The following is a 17,645-nucleotide window of genomic DNA, read 5'->3' on the forward strand; positions in this document are numbered from 1 at the left end:
GCCCCATAAGTACGCCTGTTACTTGAAAAAGTGTGCCCTGAAATTAATAACCTTAATGGTTACTACAGAATTATTTTAGATTGTCGATAATATTGGGTGATAAACACATGAATTTGTTTAGTGTTTTTAGTTTATTATGGATAGGTAAGTTTGAAGATAACCTGAGCTGTTGGCCTTTGTTGTTTAATATTTATACCTTTATTTCTATTGGGAGCACAATGTGGATTTAGCAACCATAATCGGTATTCTTGGCGCTATTGGTTTTGTTTTGATGGCGATGATCCAAGGTGGTGATCTCGCAATGTTTGTCAACGTACCTTCAATATTGATTGTATTTTGTGGGAGTTTATTTGTGGTTTTATCTCAATATACTCTGGGGCAGTTTTTTGGTGCCGGAAAAATAGCGGGTAAAGCGTTTATGTTCAAAATCGATACCCCTGAATCACAAATAGAAAAAATTGTTGAAATGGCAGATGCTGCACGTAAAGGTGGTTTTTTAGCTTTAGAAGAAGCGGAGATAGCCAATCCCTTTATGCAGAAGGGCGTTGATATGTTGGTGGATGGTCACGATGTCGAGGTCGTTAGAGCGACCTTAGGTAAAGATATTTCTATGACCTCAGAACGACATGAATTTGGTAAAACTATTTTTAAAGGTTTAGGTGATGTTGCGCCAGCCATGGGAATGATAGGAACGCTGGTTGGTTTGGTCGCGATGTTGTCAAATATGGATGATCCTAAGTCAATTGGGCCAGCAATGGCGGTAGCGCTTTTAACGACCCTTTACGGTGCTATGTTAGCTAACTTAGTTTGTTTACCTATTTCAGTAAAATTGGGTAACCGAGCAGATGAAGAAAAACTGAACCAAAGTCTGGTGTTAGACGGGATCATTGGCATTGCCGATGGACAAAATCCACGAGTTATTGAAGGGATCCTTAAAAATTATTTAGCTGCTAGCAAACGTGGCTCCGCAGAAGATGCAGAATAACTGATGGAAAATGAATGCCCTAAATGTCCCCCCGAAGGGCTTCCTGCTTGGATGGGGACCTTTGCTGATTTAATGTCGTTATTAATGTGTTTCTTTGTGCTGTTGTTATCTTTCTCTGAGATGGATGTACTTAAGTTTAAACAAATCGCAGGTTCGATGAAGTTCGCATTTGGTGTTCAAAATAAAATTGAAGTAAAAGATATTCCAAAAGGTACCAGTGTGATTGCCATGGAGTTTCGTCCAGGTCGTCCAGATCCCACCCCTATAGATACCATTCAGCAACAAACTACCGATATGACTCAAGAGATGCTCGAATTTCAAGCGGGTAATGAAGACTCTGCAGGTGGTCGTCAAAAACAACAGGGTGAACAACGAGGTGGCGCAGCACAACAAACTGCCTCTGAACAACAGTCACAAAGCACCAGTCAAAAAGCGAGTGAAGATGAAGTGGCCGAACGCATGCGCAAAGTTGCCCAACAATTAGAAAAGCAAATTGTTGATGGGGCGATAGAAATGGAATTATTAGGCCAGCAAATTACTATCCGCATTCGTGAGAATGGTTCATTTTCTGCAGGCTCTGCGTTTTTACAACCACAGTTTGTACCGATTTTGCGAAAAATTGGCAGTTTGTTAGCCGATATTCCGGGAGATATTGAAGTATCTGGGCATAGTGATAGTCAGCAAATTTCCAATGAGCTTTATCGTTCTAATTGGGATTTGTCATCGCAACGTGCTGTGGCTGTGGCTGAAGAGTTAATACGCGCCGTTGGCTTTGATGAAAGTCGCATGTCAGTTGTGGGTAAAGCCGACACTGCACCCTTAGACGAAGGTGATGAAGCGCAGAATCGCAGTCGAAATCGTCGTGTTGAGATATCCATTAATCAGGGTAAGCCTAAAATCTCGGATCCAATATCTGTTTTGGAATAACCTGCAGAGGCGAAAATTGATTTTTTAGTCTGAAAAGCTTACGCTGCTTTACTATCTATATGGCGGGGGTGCCTGACATTTTTCACACTGAATGCTTTGTTCACGACTTACTTCTGGCGACAACGCTTTTTCTTAAGTTTCGTCAGTGCATTCAACTTAATAGCCTCTTTTCTGCTTACCTTCATTATGTCCTTTCAAATGTACTGCTGCACTATATCGAATAATGTAATGCACTACTTTCGAGCATTCTCAAAAGAAAAACATGGATTTTTTCGAGACATTCATTATTTGGTCATTATTCTTAGCTAAAATTTACTGGCAAACTGTTTGCATAGTCTTGGCATAGGACACACATCATTTAATGAAGGATCAAGTATTATGGCCAGAAAACATAGGATCCCACGAAATACACTTAATGATCATAGCCATGAGTGGGCACAGAAACGTCGTGAATATTTGACGGAACAAACTGGTGTCGATTTACCTCACACCGGACATTTCTCCATAGAGCCAAGTGAATTACCGGGTAACATTGAAAACTTTATTGGTGTTGTACAAATGCCTGTGGGTATTGCAGGCCCAATGCTGGTTCACGGTGAGCATGCACAAGGTTATTTTCATGTTCCTTTGGCCACTACTGAAGGCACTTTAGTGGCAAGCTACAGTCGTGGTATGCGCTTGCTCAATGAATGTGGCGGTGTACATACAACTGTGGTCGAACAATTTATGCAGCGCTCACCGGCCTTTATTTTTACCAGTGCCAGAGAAGCGCGGGATTTTGGTCAATGGATCGATGAACACTTTCTCGAAATTAAGCAACAATCTGAAACCACAACGCGGATCGGTAAACTTGACCATATTATGCAATGGTCAGTGTCGAAAACACGTTATCTTCGATTCAACTACACAACGGGTGATGCTGCGGGGCAAAATATGGTGGGCAAAGCGACGTTGGCTGCCTGCGAATGGATAGTCCAAAAATACCCAGGTAAGTGTGAATACTTATTATCTGGGAACATGGACACAGACAAAAAACACTCTCATTTGAACATGCTGCACTCTCGAGGTAAGCGGGTTATTGCAGAGGTGGTAATAAAAAAAGACATACTTAAAAAAATCATGAAGGTGGATACTAAAATGTTGGCCCGAGCGACAGTATTGGCCAATACTGGGGCCATGATGGCAGGTGCTGCCTACAATGGCCCCCATTCAGCGAATGGTATCGCGTCTATGTTTATTGCCACAGGGCAAGATGAAGCGAATGTAGTTGAGTCCCATGCGGGTATGCTTTCCCATGAATTGCTAGATAATGGCGACTTTTATCTGTCGGTCACTCTACCCTCCTTAATTGTGGCTACCTACGGAGGAGGTACTGGCCTGCCTACACAAAAAGAGTGTTTAGGAATACTCGGTTGTTATGGTACGGGAAAAGCAAACAAGCTAGCAGAAATTGTTGCAGCCACAGTTCTGGCTGGAGACATTTCTTTAGCCTGTGCTGTAATTGGAGGGCATTGGGTGAGTAGTCATGATAAGTTGGGAAGGAATCGGGATTGATTTGATTTAGTTGTGTTTTTCATGTCCTGACTGGCACTGCTTTCATTGCTTTTTTCACTCAGCCTAAAGCGTGACTGCCCGTTGCTGAATTTTTGTATTCAGCAACCAAAAATAAGTACAAAATATATGGGAATCATCTTGAACATCTGAAAGATGGCTCTTAGGGTAAAATATAAGGAGGTATTTCATAAAAAAGCCCTTTGAGGACAATGCTCATCATTCGATTAATAGCCAAATGTATCAAGGCGAAACTGGATTATTTCGAAGCACAGCTTGCACCACTTTAACAGTTCGACATACGCTGGAAGAAAAAATAAGGCAGCCTTTATCCAGAAGTCGAGTTCGGGTGAAGATCATCAAGGGTGTGAATTGACTAGTTCAAAGCGTTTATGTCGGGTAAGGAAGGAACAATTAACTAACTACACTTCCTAACGGGCTCAGTTTTATCAAAAAAGATAGATATTTCAGCTACCGTGACTCCTAATTTTTTCATATAAGATCGATTCATCACCCGATTGTTGTCCATCATAAACATCCAATCATCTACGAATAGGTCATACTCTGTGTCATTCACTGGCACACGTAAAGTATACTGCCAGTTAAATGCAGTACCTTGTGATCCGCCGCTAGCCTCACCAATGACATCTGCTGCACCACCGGAGACACTTCCATCGTCGGCGATTTGTAATTCCCAGATACGGATTTGTTGTTCGCCGTCGTTATAGTAAAAAGTCTCATGTAATTGACCTTTATTGCCTTGCCAAGTGCCTACTATGTCGACACAAAAGCGCCTAGTCAGTTTGTTCGAATAATCTTGTACAATGCCCCAAGCGGTAACTTCGCCATCAAAATAGGTCGCTAAATTAAATTCAGGAGAGGTGTTGTCGTAATCATCTAGAGAGCTACTACATGACAAAACAAAAGGGATGACCAAGACTAGCAGGAGAAATTTGAAACGCATCATTTGTTTAGTCCAATTAGTTGGTTGCGTACTTTGGGGTAGCTACAATTTTCGTCTAGCCAGATACGTAAGAAACTTTTTCCAAAGGTTTGGTCAGTAATCGTGCCTATTGTTTTGCCATTAAAGAAAAATTCGCTTTGTTGATTTTCAGTGACGTTTAGTAACAGTGTGTCGCCTTTTTTTATATTCGGAAATATTTCGGTTAGCATGGTGATCCACTGACTGAATGTGTCTTGTTCGATACCTAATTTTTTCCATTCTTCTTTAGTTTTTTCAATTAAATCTTCAGCATCAATATCTCTTAAGTAATTTATTTTAAGCGCTTGTGGAAAAGCCTCTGCCTGGTACTCGCCTGTCTGGCTATATAAGGTTGAGTTATAGACATCCCAAAACAGCACTTTGAGTTTAGCTTCCCCCACTTTTTTTAACTCAGATACTGGATCGGCCATACTCACTCCTGAAAAAACGAGGCTGCATAAAAAGGCTAAAAGCCAAAAAGAATTACTTTTAGACGGTTGATATTTCATAGAAATGCCATTCTTTAACGACTAATACTATTAGAGAATGCGGGTTTGCTTATCACCAATTGTACAGTGCTGATGGTACGCTCTAAAAATCCACCTTCGCAGTAGCTAAAGTAATAACGCCACATATTCATAAATCGATCATCGTAACCATCTTCAGCCAAGGGGACTTTGTTCTCGAGTAGTTTGTGATGCCAGTCTTTCAGGGTACGGGCGTAATCCAGGCCTATATCGTGCAGATCACGTATCATTAAGTCTGTATGTTTTCTCAAGTGTTGATTAATTAACAACTGTGAAGGCAAGAAACCACCGGGAAAAATATGCTTTTGAATAAAATCGACACTTTTGCTATAGCTGTCAAAGCGATGGTCGCTGATAGTGATAGATTGCAACACCATCAACCCTTCATCTTTTAATAGGCTTGAGCATTTTTTAAAGAATGTCGGTAAGTATTCTTTACCTACCGCTTCAATCATTTCAATAGAGACTAACTTGTCATACTTGCCTTCGAGTAATCTATAGTCTTTTTTCAAGAGGGTGATTTTGTCTTCTAGACCTTCCTTGTTGATTAAATCTTGAGTGTATTGATGTTGTTCTTCTGAAATGGTGGTGGTAGTGACCTTACAGCCATAGTTTTTGGCTGCAAATACTGCCAGTCCTCCCCAACCAGTTCCTATTTCAACTAAGTGGTCTTCAGGAACTAATTGTAACTTGTCACATATTGCTTGTAGTTTTGTAATCTGCGCTTGTGCCAGAGTGCTATTTTCTGATGAGTAAATAGCCGCAGAATACATCATGCTGTCATCAAGAAAACGAGTATAAAGTTTGTTGCCTAAATCATAATGGGCAGCAATGTTTTTCTTTGAACCTGCTGCAGAGTTTTTGTTAGCAAAGTGGCTTATTTTGCGAATAGGGAAAGCCAACCATTCCATTTTTGCCTCCCAGCTATCGAGAAGAGGCAAATTGCGGGCAAATATACGAATAACATTGGTTAAATTGGGGGTCGTCCACAAGCCTTCAGAAAATGTTTCCCCTGACGCTACGCTGCCACCGAACAATAAGCTTTGGTAAACACTTAAACATTGAAAATCAATTTCTGCGTGTAAGTCAGAATCCCTTTGACCAAAAGTATCCACTAACACGCCTTTTTCTTTTATCACCATCTGTCCTTGCGGCAGACTGGCAAAAACTTTCAACATAATTGTTCTGCACAACTTGTGTTGCCAGGATGAGCTTGAAGACCCTACTAATACATGTTCTCCGTTTGGCATAATTATTTTTTACCTTTTTCTGAGTGAGAATACAAAGGCACACCTTTCATAAATAATTTAAGTGCTTGCCAATAAATTCCAATGACGGTTTTTAATGTCATGCTAGGAATACTTAGTAGTACGTTAAAAAGGCTCTTTGAGTTCAGTTCTATTCTTGACAAATTAAGACTAGCGACAAAATGTTTGACTTCTTTGTGGCAAGCCAAAGTTAATTTTAGCGATTGTGCTGGTTGTGAAATTTTCCATTTATATTGCATATCCATTGGGTTAAACGGTGATACATGAAAGACTTTGTCACAGTCCTCTTGATTTGCTAAATCAACTAAATAACAATGTCTCTCGTTCCAAGGTGTATTGCTCACCTCGGCTAATAAATGACTAAATGTGCCATCTTCTTGCTGCAAGTAATAAAAATTGACTGGACTAAAATACAAACCAAAGGTGCGTGTTTGTCCAAGTAAATAAACTGTACCCGTTAGTGGTTGTTGTGCCAGTTCTGACATTTTTTCTATTACAGATAGTTTCAGTGGTTTATCCACATCACCTAAATAGTCGCTGCGTTTAAACCTTAAGGGAGCCCATGATTTAGCTGAAAATCCTTTAACTTTAGCCTCAAGCAAATCAATTTCATCAAGGTTTAGCCAGAGTAAAAATATCTGATAAGTAAAGGCGTGTTTTTTTGGTGAAAAACGGCTGTGAAATACGCTTCCTTTGTATATAGCACTATGCATTAAAGATGTTCACCAAATGACTGACATACATCCAAAGCACTGTGCACACCATCTTCGTGAAATCCGTTGTACCAGTATGCACCACAGAAATGTAGACCATTTTTTCCAGATATTTCTGACCACCTTTTTTGAGCGGCAATAGACTGGTTATTAAATTGAGGATGAGCGTATTGGTAGGTACCTAATACTTTTTGTTGATCAATATCTTTACTGTTGTTCAAGGTGACACAAAAGGTAGTGTCCGATTGTATGTTTTGGAGAATATTCATGTTGTAGGTCAAAACGGCTGGTGCCTGAGATTCACCATCATAACCTTTTATAAGGTAGTTCCAGCTTGCCCAAGCAAGTTTCCTGACTGGTAGAACACTATTATCTGTATGCAGAACGATTTCGTTCGTGGCGTATGGTATATCCCCTAAAATTTCTGTTTGGTTTAAACTCGGTGCAGTCAGCATGGACAGGGCTTGATCACTATGGCAAGCAAAAATCACCTCATCGAACAGATGCTCAGAATCATCCTGTAAGCGGACTAATTGTTGATTATCACTGTTTGTTACTGATTTTACTGGGCTGTTAAGTCTTATGTTTTCCTCGAAACCTGCAATAAGTGGTTTGATGTATTCTCTAGAACCCCCAATAATGGATCGCCACTGTGGCCTGTCTGTAACATTGAGCAATCCATGATTATTGAAAAATCTCAGAAAAAATGTAAACGGAAAAGCTTTGATATCTTCTAAACTAGTCGACCAAATTGCAGCACACATAGGCAGTATGTAGTTGTAGGTAAAGTCGTCACTGAATTGGTGTTGTAGCAGAAACTCGTGCAGTGTCTCATGACCGTAATCAGTCTTTTCTGCAGCTCCCTTTTTACATATTTTATTAAACTTGAGAATGTCTCTTACTATTCTCCAAAATTTAGGACGAAATATATTTCGTCTTTGGGCGAATAAGCTGTTGAGTGTATTACCATTGTATTCGAGGTTTTGTGCGAGATTTTTAACGCTAAAACTCATTTCGGTGGCTTGAGATTGGACCCCAATCTTATCCATTAATTTGATGAAGTTTGGGTAGGTCCAATCATTAAAAACAATAAAACCTGTGTCTATTGCATAATGTCTGCCGCTCACTTCAACATCCTTCGTTGCGGTATGTCCGCCGATATAGTCGTTTGTCTCAAAAAGAGTAATGTCATGCTTTTGGTGGAGTAAGTGCCCACAGGTTAGCCCTGAAATTCCTGTTCCTATTATTGCAATCTTTTTACTCATTGTTGTCCTGTAATTTATTTTGTGTCTGACTAATGGTATTAACTAAAATGTACCCTGTCGACATATTTTATATTCATATAAGGTACCTAATTACAGCATCTGGAGATCACTTAATAGGTGATTTTGATATTTTAATTTCGATCTAAATTTGAGAACATGGCGTATCGACAGACATTGATTACACAAAGAACCTTTTTATATGAACTCATCTTTCGAGATCCCTTTATTTCCGTTATCGGCGCATTTGCTGCCAGGTGGAAGGATGTCATTGAGAATATTTGAACCTCGATATGTTCGCATGATTAAAGAAGCATGTCGGGCAGATACCGGTTTTGGTATTTGCATGGTAAATGCACAAGGAGACAAACATAAAAATGAGCATATATACTCTATAGGTACTTTCGCAAAAGTTATCGACTTTGATTTGTTGGACAATGGTTTCTTAGGAGTAACGGTTGAAGGCCATAGATGCTTTAATATTCAATCTATGAAAACTGAAAGTGACGGCTTGAGGTTAGGTGAATGTCAGTGGTTAGATGAATGGACAGAGCAGTCTGCGGAACATTCTATTGCACCAATAGATGAGAGATTAATGGAAATTTTTGACAAGTATCCAGAATTACAGACCTTGTATCAGACCCCAAATTATAATGATCCAGTATGGGTAATTTATCGCTGGTTAGAAATATTGCCGGTGGATGCCGAAAAAAAACAGCAATTAATTCAACAAAAAGACTATTTACAAGCCCTCAGTTTTTTAACCGAATTAGTAGAGTGATCCTTTCAACAAACCAACCAGTATTATTTAGTAGTGTCGATTAATTGATGGTATAAATACATGTTAGTTGGAATATCTCTGGAAACAAAACAAATTAATTCCGTAAAGCCAATAGAATGTGCTGAAGAAATGTCTGAATACCTAAGTATCATTGCAAGAGATCGGTGCAAGCGTTCTTTTTCTAAGATATTTAGTTACTTCGCTCCTAGATTGCGCTCGTATGCTCTGAAACAAATGGGTAATGAGGCGTTAGCAATGGAGCTGGTGCAAGACACTATGTCTAACGTGTGGCAAAAATCACATTTATTTAATTCAGAAAAAGGTTCGCCATCAACTTGGATTTTTACTATTGCTAGAAATATCCGTTTCGATATGCTCAGAAAGCAAAGAAATCGTAAAGAAGATGTATGTTCAGACGATTTATGGCCAATTTTGTGTGAGCAAACCCCTGATGCCAATGAGGTTTCTTTGGATCATCAAGTCACTATGGATGAAATTGGGGTTTTGTTTGAATCTTTACCAGAAAAACAAAAATTAGTGGTTGAAGCAATTTATATCGATGGTAAATCACAACAAGAAGTGGCTAACGAACTAGACATTCCACTAGGGACGGTAAAATCAAGAACCAGACTCGCATTACAACGTTTAAAAGAGATGTTAAAAGACAATGATTAGTTTTCACCCTAATTTTCCAGACTTACAAGCGTTTTCGGCAGGTAACTGTGAACCCGCTATGGCATTAATGATTTCTGCACATGTTGATATGTGCCCACAATGTCAGCAAGATTGTATTGAAATTCAAGCTGAAATGGCTGATGAATTATTCACTCAGCGGTCATCAACCCCACCACTAGATAGTCAATATTATGCGATGCTGTCTAAAATTACTGACTTACCCGTTTCTAACACGACAGCACCTGAGGTCATCAATACTTCGATTGAATTAGATGGTAAGTTTTTTGAATTACCTAGAACGTTAAGACGTCATGTCAAAAACACAGGTAACTGGTCTCGTTTAGTGGGTAAATTATGGCAAGCACCGGTTGATTTAGGTGATATTGGTAAAGCTAATTTTATGTATATGGAGAAAGGGGGGCGCGTACCTGAACATACCCACAAAGGTACTGAAATGACTTTAGTAGTCGATGGTCAATATGGCGATGGTATTGCAAAGTACGACTGCGGTGATTTTACTATTATGAACAACACACACAATCATCTTCCTCATTCTGAAGCAGACGATGGGTGTTTAGTGTTCACTATAGTTGACCAACCCTTACATTTTACCGCAGGTATTGCTCGGTTGTTAAATCCCTTTAGTCATTTATTTTTCAAATAAAATTATTCAAGACATAAAAAAACGCGCTTAATGCGCGTTTTTTTATGTCTTCATATAATTAACTAATAAAACTACTATCTGGATAATTCAGTTTAAGGGTTTTCATAGCATTATTTTTTAACTCGTCGAGTTGAAGTTGATCATAACACTCGACCATAATTTCAAGCGCTTCCTGTACATGGCTAGTATCAGGATAATGTTCGATGACATATCTTCCACGGTTAGCTGCTGCTACGTAAGCATCTCGACGCATATAATAACGGGCTATGATTATTTCGTATTTCGCTAAACGACTTTTGATATGCAACATACGTTTTTGTGCATCTGCCGCGTACTTACTATTAGGATACTTCTCAATCAAACGCCTAAAATCATTGAATGCTTGACGAGAGTTACTCGGGTCTCGGTCAGATCTGTCAATGCCTACTAACTCTTGGAAGATATTACTATCTACTTCCATATTTGTTAGACCACGCATATAAATAGCGTAATCAACATCTGAGTGGTTAGGATTGAGTCGAGTGAATCGGTCAATGGTCGCTAATGCTTCATCCGTTTTACCCGTTTTGTAATAGCCATAAACAAGATCTAACTGAACTTGATGTGACAAAGGTCCAAAGGGAAAACGAGAATCCAACGCACTTAGCGTTTCAGTTGCCGCGTTAAAGTTGCCAAGGCGCATTTTTTCTTTAGCGTCTTCATACAGACTTTGGGCACTTCTACTGCGAAGGACTAAGTCGACATCTTCGTCTTCTGGGGCTGATGAACATCCAGCCACAACAACTAAAACACTGGTTAGTATAATTTTTCTTAGGTTGATTTTACTGATCATATTCTCTTATTTACTCTCATTTCTATTTCGATTGGTGATGTATGCTTCATTAGGGGTAAAAATCCGTTAGAATAGTGTTTTACCAAATCGATAACTGCAGCGCATTCTACCCCAGCAAATTGGGCTATGCACATATTTATCGTTACGAAACACATTCAGGATGTTTAATGCATGTCTACCGCACATGAAAAAATACAATTACAGGCAAATGTGCCTGAAAACTTATTTGGCAAACGATTAGATCAGGCTTTGGCCGAAATGTTCCCTGATTATTCAAGATCACGCATAAAAGAGTGGATTTTAGCTGATTATGTCAAAGTAGATGGACAAATACTCAACAAACCTAGAGAAAAATTGATAGGTGAGGAGCTGATTGAAATTGATGCTCAAATTGAAATGCAAGTTCAACATAAGGGGCAAGATATTGACTTGAATATTGTGTTTGAAGATGAACATATTTTAGTTATTAATAAACCTATGAACTTAGTGGTACATCCAGGAGCTGGAAACAGTGATGGTACTGTGCTGAATGCCTTGCTTAACCATGCCCCTGAAATTGCTAACGTACCACGGGCAGGAATTGTGCATCGACTCGATAAAGATACCACTGGCTTAATGGTGGTGGCTAAAACGATCCCTGCACAAACCCATTTAGTTGAACAATTACAGGCAAGAGAAATTAGCAGAGAATACGAGGCTGTTGTTGTGGGCACTATGGTCGCTGGTGGCACTGTAGATGAACCTATTGGACGTCATCCTACCAAGCGCACTAGCATGGCGGTTCGTGAGTCAGGCAAACCTGCGATGACCCATTATCGGGTAAAAGAAAAATTTCGGGCTCATACTTATATTAGATTAAAATTAGAATCTGGGCGTACTCACCAAATTCGAGTGCACATGTCGCATCTACGTTATCCTTTAGTGGGTGACCAAGCTTATGGCGGACGTCCAAGACCACCAAAAGCCTGTAACGAAAATATGGTGAACATGTTAAGAATGTTCCGTCGCCAAGCACTGCATGCAATCCAACTTGAATTGACTCACCCCGTGACAGGAGAGTGGTTAACTTGGCAGGCGCCGTTACCAGAAGATTTTGTGGAACTTTTAGACGTATTAAGAGAAGACAAAACTGCGAACGGCAGCGGAGAAGTATAATTTTGCTACCGCAGAATTACATCCAACCTAATTGGCCCGCGCCTAATAATGTGAGAGCCTTTACGAGTTGCAGAAGTAAAGGTTTTAGTCAGTCACCTTATGATTCCTTTAATCTTGCTCAACATGTTGGCGATGACAAATATTTAGTTAATAAAAATCGTCAACTATTGCCTAATTATCAGAATTTTATCTGGCTCAATCAAACCCATAGTAATATTTGTGCAAACTTAGATATTATCGGCAATGCGATAGATGCATCGCTTGAAGCCGATGCCTGTTTTTCCACCAAGAAAAGCCAAGTTTGCGCTGTTATGACAGCAGACTGCTTACCTGTTTTATTGTGCGATCATCAAGGTACCTGTGTTGCGGCAGTGCATGCAGGTTGGCGCGGATTAGCAGACGGAGTGATAGAAAATACCGTGTCTAAAATGCCCGTTCAGGCAAAGAATTTAATGGCATGGATGGGACCAGCCATTAGCCAAAGACATTTTGAAGTAGGAAAAGAGGTAAAAGAGAGGTTTACCGCTTACCCCCAAGCTTTTTGTCACAATAACCAAAATACCGAAGATAAATATTTTGCTAATCTGTATTACATCGCTAAGCAAAAAATGTTTAATTTAGGGATACCTCAGGTTTTTGGTGGCGAATCTTGTACTTATCAACAGGCTGATTTATTTTTTTCTCACCGCCGGGCAACACATCAAGTCGCGAACGGGGCAAATCAGATCCCTACCACTGGCAGAATGGTCAGCGCAATTCACCTTGATTGAGATTGATTTCTTAAAGCGGATCTAAAGCAGTAAATTCTTTTAAATATCATATGCTAATAGTCGACTCTTAGATCCATGTATGCCCTTTAGTTAGGTTGGAATTTTATCCAAGTAATAAGCAATGACTTTTTTCAACAGACTTGATTAGTATGTAAATTATACCCATAACCAAACTATTTAAAGTAGTAGTGGAGAGATTTTATGCGCTTAGATAGTTTTACCAGTAAATTTCAAACAGCCATATCCGAGGCTCAATCTTTGGCCTTAGGTCGCGATCATCAATATATAGAGCCAGTACATTTGATGACTGCTTTGCTTAATCAGCAAGGAGGATCTGTACGCCCGTTATTTGATCAAGCCAATATAAACGTTAATAGTTTGCGTTCTGCATTGTCAGTCGCAGTAGATAGGTTGCCTAGGGTTGAAGGAACTGGCGGAGATGTGCAGTTGGGAAAAAGTACCGTTACACTGCTTAATTTAAGCGATAAAATTGCCCAAAAACGCAATGATGATTACATCACTTCAGAAGTATTTGTTCTGGCAGCATTACAAGATAAAGGCAGTTTAGGGGAACTACTTAAACAATCTGGTGCTGATCAAGAAAAGATTGAAAAAGCCATCGAAAAAGTGCGTGGAGGTCAAAAGGTCACCGATCAAAACGCAGAAGATGTTCGCCAAGCACTAGACAAATTCACCACCGATCTCACCGCGCGTGCCGAACAGGGTAAGCTAGATCCCGTCATTGGAAGGGATGATGAAATACGTCGTACTATCCAAGTATTGCAACGGCGAACTAAAAATAATCCCGTATTAATTGGTGAGCCAGGTGTGGGTAAAACGGCTATTGCTGAGGGGTTAGCCCAGCGGATTATTAATTCTGAAGTACCGGAAGGATTAAAAAATAAACGTGTATTGTCCCTAGATATGGGGTCACTTATAGCGGGTGCAAAATTTCGTGGTGAGTTTGAAGAGCGTTTAAAAGCTGTGCTTAGTGAGCTCAGTAAGGAAGAAGGTCGAGTCATTCTATTTATTGATGAATTACATACTATGGTCGGTGCAGGTAAAGGTGAGGGGGCTATGGATGCTGGCAATATGCTTAAGCCAGCATTGGCAAGAGGGGAGTTACACTGTGTTGGAGCCACTACCTTAAATGAATATCGCCAATATATAGAGAAAGATGCAGCACTGGAACGTCGTTTTCAAAAAGTATTAGTCGAAGAGCCCAGCGTGGAAGATACCATCGCAATATTACGGGGTTTAAAAGAACGCTACGAATTACACCACTCTGTTGAGATAACCGATCCGGCTATTGTCGCTGCTGCAACCTTATCCCACCGATATATCAGTGATAGGCAATTACCTGATAAAGCGATTGACCTTATTGACGAAGCGGCATCAAGCATTCGTTTGCAAATGGACTCTAAGCCTGAAGATATGGATAAGCTTGAAAGGCGCATCATTCAGCTTAAACTTGAAGAACAAGCCTTAGCTAAGGAAAAAGACGAGGCGAGTCATAAACGTTTAGAGCTCATAGAGCTAGAGCGCGAGCAGGCGGAACACACCTTTTCCGCTTTTGAGACAATTTGGATTGCAGAAAAACAAGCCATGCAAGGTACGCAATCGATACGCTCTGAGTTAGAACAAGCCAAACTCGACTTGGAAATTGCTCGCAGGGCTTCCGATCTTAGCCGTATGTCAGAATTACAATATGGCAGAATTCCTGAACTTGAAGCGAAACTCGAATTAGCCACCGAGGCGGAAACGCAAGAAACAACCTTGTTGAAAAACAAGGTGACTGAAAACGAAATAGCAGATGTACTATCTCGCTGGACAGGAATACCTGTTTCAAAAATGCTTGAAGGCGAAAAAGCCAAGTTATTGGCAATGGAAGGGGCGTTGCATAAACGTGTTGTCGGCCAGAGCGAAGCTGTGACTGCAGTTGCTAATGCTATACGCCGATCACGGGCAGGGTTATCTGATCCTAACCGTCCTATAGGTTCTTTCTTATTTTTAGGCCCAACCGGTGTGGGTAAAACAGAACTTTGTAAAACACTGGCACATTTCTTATTTGATACTGAAAATGCCATGATCCGTATCGATATGTCTGAATTTATGGAAAAGCACTCTGTTGCGCGCATGGTAGGTGCACCACCTGGATATGTGGGTTATGAAGAGGGGGGGTACCTAACTGAAGCTGTTAGGCGTAAACCTTATTCCGTTATCTTGCTTGATGAAGTAGAAAAAGCCCATCCAGATGTGTTTAATATTTTATTGCAGGTTTTAGATGATGGCAGGTTAACTGATGGTCAAGGCCGCACGGTAGATTTTAAGAATACAGTCATCATTATGACCTCCAATCTTGGCTCTGATATTATTCAAGAAGTCAGCGGTGAAAGTAATTATCAACAGATGAAAGGTTTAGTAATGGGCGCAGTCGGCGAACATTTCAGACCAGAATTTCTTAATCGAGTGGATGACATAGTTGTATTCCATCCTCTGGGTAAAGAACAGATCAAAGCTATAGCCAAGATACAGTTGAAATCATTGAGAGATCGATTAGCAGATAAAGGTTATAAACTGGAATTGAGTCCTGCAGCCTTAGATAAAATCGCTGATGCGGGTTTTGACCCTGTTTATGGTGCAAGACCCTTGAAACGTGCGATTCAAACAGAAATTGAAAATCCACTGGCACAGAAGATATTGGCTGGAGATTTAGGTAAAGATGGGATAGTTAAAATTGACCTAAGGGGATCAGAGATCACCATAATTTAAGAAGGTGTGGCGTTATACACTTGGTAAAACGCCACTTTTCCTAATGGACTTAATATGCTACCCAACGTTTCCTAACGTTTAACCGGTCGGTATATTATAGAGAGGCGTGTAATTTTTCAGCTTCAACTCGTTCAGGAAAATCCAGATAAGTTTCTAACAATTCTTTTAAGTCTTTTTTCGCTTCACTGTCTCGCCCTAACTGTTTGAGTGTATAGGCAATATGAAAACGAATAGATGGATCGTTAGAACTAATAGCGTGTGCTTGGCGTAAGGATACTAAGCCGTCTTAATAGCGGACTAATTTAACTAAAATCCAACCATGAGTATCCAATACCGCTGGCAAGTTAACAATGAATACTCTTAAAATTTTGGTTTTGCTATTCCTTAAAACTTTGGTTTTTACAGTGTTTTACTTATATGTAATTTAATGTGATTAAGATTTATCTCTTTTACTAGGTTAATTGTGTTTTTTAGACCGATGTAATCAGTAAACATGAGCCACTCATAAAATACCTATTTTAAGTAATGGTATGGGGGAAGACGATATTATTTTCATGTTTATGAAATGCAGCCACAGTACTTATTGAGTTACAGTCATTTGGATTCGTTTAATTCCCGTAAGAATAACTCCGTAGAGCCTTACAGTATTCATAGCCGTTTCAGAAGGGCGGTGTTGGAATGTACTCCGCTATATAATTGTTTACCTATATACTAACAACAGGTAAACACGATAAGCTCAGCCCTTACATTAATAACACATAAATTTTGGAATGAAAGCAATGACTGAACAGAAACGCAGGGGAATTTACCTTCTACCTAATTTATTAACCACTGCAGGTTTGTTTTCTGGTTTTTTCGCCATTGTATCTTCAATGAATGGGCGTTTTGAAGCTGCAGCTGTGGCGATATTTGTGGCTATGGTGTTTGACGGGCTTGATGGGCGTGTGGCAAGAATGACCAATACGCAGAGTGAGTTTGGCGCGGAATATGACTCTATGGCGGATATGGTGTCTTTTGGTGTGGCACCCGCAATTGTCTCTTATAACTGGGGATTGACCGGATTAGGGAAAATTGGTTGGCTCGCTGCTTTTATATATGTAGCAGCTGCCGCGTTAAGGCTTGCTCGTTTTAATACCCAAATAGGCATAGCTGATAATCGTTATTTTCAAGGACTCGCTAGTCCTGCTGCTGCAGCGCTAGTCGCAGGATTGATATGGGTAGGAGTAGAATACGACATAAATGGTCAAGACTACGGGATTATAGTGGCTATCATCACAGGGGTTTCGGGCTTACTAATGGTCAGTAACTTCAAATATAACTCGTTCAAAGAATTAAATTTAAGTGGCAAAGTCCCTTTTGTTGCACTGCTTATTATCATGCTGATTTTTGTGGTGGTCGCAACTGAACCTGCTTTAGTGCTTTTTATAGTCTTTTCCTTATATGCGTTAGCAGGTCCAATCAATACCTTTAGAACAGTTGATAAGCTAACGATTGAAGATGTAGTGGGTGATGCTAAAGAGCAAGATGAAGAGTGCCAACCTGAAGAAGATACAAAAACAGAAGATAAAAAAACACAAGATAAATAGAAAGCATTGGGTATTTGATGGAGGATCATTTGTATGCAGTAATCGTACAGCGCTTCGATTGACTACCTGCTTAAACCTATTCCCAATAAGCGTTCTTTTAAAAGGCATTCACTTCAACTGAATGCCTTTTTTTTATGGTCTCAAATCATAATTTCTTGCAGGAAATAAAACTATTTGAAATTAAGGGTTGCATCT

General features: G+C 39.9%; 16 protein-coding genes. 10 read left to right on the forward strand and 6 right to left on the reverse strand.

Annotated elements, in window-relative coordinates:
* Positions 1 to 220 precede the first annotated feature (220 nt).
* The 3 genes from pomA (at position 221) to CXF95_RS25685 (ending at position 3,466) form a co-directional block, all read left to right on the forward strand.
* Entirely contained in the window at positions 221 to 985 is a 765-nt protein-coding gene (pomA, locus tag CXF95_RS25675; RefSeq protein ID WP_101201324.1) for a flagellar motor protein PomA, read from the forward strand.
* A gap of 3 nt (positions 986 to 988) precedes the next feature.
* Complete coding sequence (locus CXF95_RS25680; protein WP_101201325.1) at positions 989 to 1,912, forward strand: flagellar motor protein MotB; 924 nt, start codon at positions 989 to 991, stop codon at positions 1,910 to 1,912.
* A 378-nt stretch (positions 1,913 to 2,290) separates the two neighbouring features.
* Entirely contained in the window at positions 2,291 to 3,466 is a 1,176-nt protein-coding gene (locus CXF95_RS25685) for a hydroxymethylglutaryl-CoA reductase (RefSeq protein WP_101201326.1), read from the forward strand.
* Between the two features lie 415 nt (positions 3,467 to 3,881).
* Here CXF95_RS25685 and CXF95_RS25690 read toward each other — a convergent pair whose 3' ends face one another.
* The 5 genes from CXF95_RS25690 to CXF95_RS25710 all read right to left on the reverse strand — a co-directional run bounded on the left by CXF95_RS25690 (position 3,882) and on the right by CXF95_RS25710 (position 8,218).
* On the reverse strand, positions 3,882 to 4,430 hold the full coding sequence (locus CXF95_RS25690) for a DUF3833 domain-containing protein (RefSeq protein WP_101201327.1): 549 nt from the start codon (positions 4,428 to 4,430) through the stop codon (positions 3,882 to 3,884).
* Positions 4,427 to 4,876, reverse strand: a complete 450-nt coding sequence (locus tag CXF95_RS25695) for a chalcone isomerase family protein (RefSeq protein WP_101201328.1) — start codon at positions 4,874 to 4,876, stop codon at positions 4,427 to 4,429. The genes CXF95_RS25690 and CXF95_RS25695 overlap by 4 nt, the downstream gene beginning before the upstream one ends.
* 92 nt (positions 4,877 to 4,968) lie before the next feature.
* A complete protein-coding gene (locus CXF95_RS25700; protein ID WP_101201329.1) occupies positions 4,969 to 6,222 on the reverse strand; it encodes a cyclopropane-fatty-acyl-phospholipid synthase family protein in 1,254 nt (417 codons plus the stop codon).
* Positions 6,223 to 6,224: 2 nt separating this feature from the next.
* Positions 6,225 to 6,953 (reverse strand): DUF1365 domain-containing protein, encoded by a 729-nt coding sequence (locus tag CXF95_RS25705; RefSeq protein ID WP_101201330.1) that lies wholly within the window; start codon positions 6,951 to 6,953, stop codon positions 6,225 to 6,227.
* A complete protein-coding gene (locus CXF95_RS25710; RefSeq protein WP_101201331.1) occupies positions 6,953 to 8,218 on the reverse strand; it encodes an NAD(P)/FAD-dependent oxidoreductase in 1,266 nt (421 codons plus the stop codon). The genes CXF95_RS25705 and CXF95_RS25710 overlap by 1 nt, the downstream gene beginning before the upstream one ends.
* Positions 8,219 to 8,417: 199 nt before the next feature.
* Here CXF95_RS25710 and CXF95_RS25715 point away from each other — a divergent pair, with 199 nt between their 5' ends.
* From CXF95_RS25715 to CXF95_RS25725, 3 genes are read left to right on the forward strand one after another with little or no spacing between them, the layout of a single operon-like run.
* Positions 8,418 to 8,996, forward strand: a complete 579-nt coding sequence (locus CXF95_RS25715) for an LON peptidase substrate-binding domain-containing protein (protein WP_101201332.1) — start codon at positions 8,418 to 8,420, stop codon at positions 8,994 to 8,996.
* A gap of 60 nt (positions 8,997 to 9,056) precedes the next feature.
* Positions 9,057 to 9,671, forward strand: coding sequence for a sigma-70 family RNA polymerase sigma factor (locus tag CXF95_RS25720; RefSeq protein ID WP_101201333.1), 615 nt, complete (start codon positions 9,057 to 9,059; stop codon positions 9,669 to 9,671).
* Positions 9,664 to 10,335, forward strand: a complete 672-nt coding sequence (locus CXF95_RS25725) for a ChrR family anti-sigma-E factor (RefSeq protein ID WP_101201334.1) — start codon at positions 9,664 to 9,666, stop codon at positions 10,333 to 10,335. The genes CXF95_RS25720 and CXF95_RS25725 overlap by 8 nt, the downstream gene beginning before the upstream one ends.
* A gap of 58 nt (positions 10,336 to 10,393) precedes the next feature.
* Here CXF95_RS25725 and CXF95_RS25730 read toward each other — a convergent pair whose 3' ends face one another.
* The gene (locus tag CXF95_RS25730) at positions 10,394 to 11,167 is read right to left on the reverse strand and encodes an outer membrane protein assembly factor BamD (RefSeq protein ID WP_101201335.1); all 774 of its coding nucleotides are present in this window, start codon (positions 11,165 to 11,167) and stop codon (positions 10,394 to 10,396) included.
* A 171-nt stretch (positions 11,168 to 11,338) separates the two neighbouring features.
* On the opposite strand from CXF95_RS25730, the gene rluD reads away from it, so the two are divergent.
* The 4 genes from rluD (at position 11,339) to pssA (ending at position 17,450) form a co-directional block, all read left to right on the forward strand.
* Positions 11,339 to 12,322: a 23S rRNA pseudouridine(1911/1915/1917) synthase RluD gene (rluD, locus tag CXF95_RS25735; protein WP_101201336.1), complete on the forward strand. Its 984-nt coding sequence runs from the start codon at positions 11,339 to 11,341 to the stop codon at positions 12,320 to 12,322.
* 2 nt (positions 12,323 to 12,324) lie between these two features.
* Positions 12,325 to 13,092: a peptidoglycan editing factor PgeF gene (gene pgeF / locus CXF95_RS25740; RefSeq protein ID WP_101201337.1), complete on the forward strand. Its 768-nt coding sequence runs from the start codon at positions 12,325 to 12,327 to the stop codon at positions 13,090 to 13,092.
* Between the two features lie 201 nt (positions 13,093 to 13,293).
* Entirely contained in the window at positions 13,294 to 15,864 is a 2,571-nt protein-coding gene (gene clpB, locus CXF95_RS25745) for an ATP-dependent chaperone ClpB (protein ID WP_101201338.1), read from the forward strand.
* Between the two features lie 779 nt (positions 15,865 to 16,643).
* Positions 16,644 to 17,450: a CDP-diacylglycerol--serine O-phosphatidyltransferase gene (gene pssA, locus CXF95_RS25750; RefSeq protein ID WP_101201339.1), complete on the forward strand. Its 807-nt coding sequence runs from the start codon at positions 16,644 to 16,646 to the stop codon at positions 17,448 to 17,450.
* Positions 17,451 to 17,645: the final 195 nt, after the last annotated feature.

Source organism: Paraglaciecola sp. MB-3u-78 (assembly GCF_002835935.1).
Taxonomy (GTDB): domain Bacteria; phylum Pseudomonadota; class Gammaproteobacteria; order Enterobacterales; family Alteromonadaceae; genus Paraglaciecola.